Below are 3,090 nucleotides of genomic sequence, written 5' to 3' on the forward strand. Positions count from 1 at the left end.
GTTGCGCGGGGTGGGTGTGCTGTCCGCGGGGAAGAGACCGTCGAGTGGCTGGTCTTCCAGCGAGGCCAGTTCTTCGCAGGGGTTGCGGGCCGATGGAATGTGTTCGGTGGGTGACTCGTCGGACTGAGAGAGTTGATGCGTCTCGATGTGGGGGGTACGCATCGGCGTATTTGATCATATAGTCCGGGTGGATCGGCAAGTCTTAGACGAAGCCGTTCGCCAAGACGGCCGACGTAACCAGCTTCCTACCTTCTCCGCCGTCCACCCACAGTCCGGCGATGCGCGTGCCGACCTTCATGCCCGAGCGGCAGGCAGGGGCAGGCTTTTGACTTTACGTCACGCGGCATGGAGACATATGCCAAACTGTCCTCCGTTTGAGGTTAATACTACCGGTGGTGCCCTGGTGACGTACCGGTGGGCGACAGCACGTGTCCTGCGAAAGGCGGCGTGTCCGCTGAACCGCAGCCGGTGCATGTGATGTTGGCTTCCGCTTCGTCGCTTGCCGAGGGGCGATAGTTGAAGGCAGGAATGTATTGGATGCGCATAACTCATCACCTGTCAGCGGCGATACGGACACCTCGAATGAGGGTTGGGACGAGCGGCTACCCAAGTCTTCGCCGCAAGGGCAGATGACGGTCAGCGAGCGTGACTGGTTCTCGCCTGTGAAGCCGGTCTCCACCGGCGGGCGAACGCGGAGTGACGAGCATCGTGTCCCCAGCAGACCCGCGGTGATACGCACCCTGGCCAGCCTCCGGCAGGATCCGCCGCCCGCCGAGAGCCGGAACGGCTGCCCGCCGGGTCAGTCGCCGCAACCTCAGCCCTGGACAGGGAATGGGAGCCCAGTCCTGCACCAGTCCTCGAAGCTCGCATCGCCCATCAGGGTCCATGACGTGCCAGGGGGGCAGACGGGCATCCAGACACCCGGCCCCTTAAAGGACGGCAAGAGCGGCCATGTCAACGACTTTCCCGCTGCCGCTACGCCTCCTGCACTGCCTCCTGCAGGATTGGCAGCCCCTACTGATGGAGCCGGCAACGCTTATCAACACCGAGAACCACCCGCCGCAGGACAGACGGGAGCGCCCTCAGCGGCGGATTCGCCCCATCCACTGGGCGGAGATGAGCGCCTCGGTACCCGGCCCACGCCGATACCGGCACAGCCCTCAGCTGACGCCATCATCATCCGACGTACGCTGGCCGCTCTCGAACCAGTCGCCGACAAGGCCACTTCGTATTTCTATGCGCTGTTGTTCACCCACCACCCCGAGCTGCGCGACCTCTTCCCCCTCTCGATGTCCCTGCAGCGCGATCGACTGTTCAAGGCGCTGCTCAACGCAGCCACCTACATAGACGACACCGCCCGCCTGATCGAGTACTTGTCGTATCTCGGTCGGGGGCACCGCAAATACGGAACACGTCCCGAGCACTATCCCGTCCTCGGTGATTGCCTCATCGGTGCCATTGCCTACTACGCCGCCGAGACCTGGGGTCCTGAGAGCGAGGCCGCGTGGCGGCGCAGCTACGCCGCCATATCGCAGATCATGATAGCCTCCGCAGCCGCCGATGAGCTGGCCTCACCTCCCTGGTGGCACGCGGAGATCATCGCCCGAGAACAGCGATCATCGGACATCGCCGTCCTCACCGTTCGCCCGAATCAGCCCTATCCCTTCAGCGCCGGCCAGTACGCCAGCGTCGAGACCCCCTGGTGGCCTCGGGTATGGCGGCACTATTCCTTCGCCTCCGCGCCCCGGCCGGACGGCACCCTCACCTTCCATGTGAAAGCTGTGCCGGCGGGCTGGGTCAGCACCGCGCTCGTCAGCAAGGCCCGGTGCGGAGATGTCATCAGGCTCGGTCCGCCCATGGGCTCCATGACCATCGACCGCGGGAGTCCGAACGGGCTGTTGTGTCTCGGCGGCAGCACCGGTATAGCGCCGATCAAGGCGCTGGTGGAAGAGATCGCTGAGAATGGCGCGAAGCGCACTGTCGATGTCATCTACAGCGCGCGCCACCACAGCGGTCTGTACGAGGTCAATACCATGCTCAGCCTGCAAAACCAGTACCCGTGGCTCACCGTCCAGCCGCTGATGTGCGAAACAGCCGCCGTCGAACTCGCCCACCAACTCCCGCAGTTGCTTACCACGCACCGACAGTGGGCGCTGCATGACGCCTATCTGTCGGGGCCGCCGGCGATGATCCGCAGCAGCATTGACGCGCTCATGGCCAAAGGCGTGCCATCTCATCGCATCCACCACGATGGCGGACCAGAGATCCTTCAGGCTGTCTCATAGCGGCCAGGACACTGTGTTCGCCCACCGGTTACCGACGTTTTTAGGGTGGGGCCGGTGGTACAGCGATCTGGACGTCGGTGATGGTCGGGGAGTGCGACCGGACCCGCGGAACACAAGGCTTCCGGTCCTCGCGCCGGGCAGGGCGCCACCGTTCCACCGACCGCTCACTTATCCGCAGACCCTTCGCGTTCACCCGGTCTTCTCACCCGCCGTGAACCTCTCGCCGCCCTGGAGCCGGATCCCCTCGCGAAACGTTCGACGCTCAGCGGTCAGGCGCCCACCTCCGGATACCTCACCCCACTTGCAAAGCGCGGGGATCAACAACCGCGGCCCCGACAGCACACCCGAAAAGCTCAGTAAGCGGCCGTGTCCCCTCAACTTCCGTCACTGTGGATGACTGGTGCGACGGAGCGGGCCGTCGTAGCATCCCCAGCGTCTGGAGCGCAAAGGGGCTGCCACCCGCGACAACGTGCACGACCAGCGGCGGATCACCGGAAGCGCGGGGCCAGAGGCTCCGACTGACTCGCCGCCGTCCGGCCCGCTGAATGCACCCGCCGTCAACTTGACCCGTCTCAAAAGGACCGGACTTGGAGGTAGCGCCCAGCTGGCTGACGGGCGGGCTCCTGCGTCCAGGCACCCCGTTAGGGGGTGGCAGGGACGCGTGCCTCATGCCCCGCTGTCAACCGCGTGCTTGGCGCTGGGCCGGTCGCGGGGGATCGTGGCCGGCGGGGGGGGGCACGTGGCTGGACGACCCGGGTATGTAAGTGGGGTGGGGGGGGGGGGGGTGGCGGGGGTTGTGTGCGCA

The 3,090-nt window shown here is 65.5% G+C and carries 1 protein-coding gene; it reads left to right on the forward strand.

The features are described from left to right. Window positions 1-1,244 precede the first annotated feature (1,244 nt). Entirely contained in the window at window positions 1,245-2,285 is a 1,041-nt protein-coding gene (locus AB0N17_RS45845) for a globin domain-containing protein (protein WP_366017613.1), read from the forward strand. Window positions 2,286-3,090 lie beyond the last annotated feature (805 nt).

The organism is Streptomyces sp. NPDC051133 (assembly GCF_040682635.1).
In the GTDB taxonomy this organism is placed as follows: Bacteria; Actinomycetota; Actinomycetes; order Streptomycetales; family Streptomycetaceae; genus Streptomyces.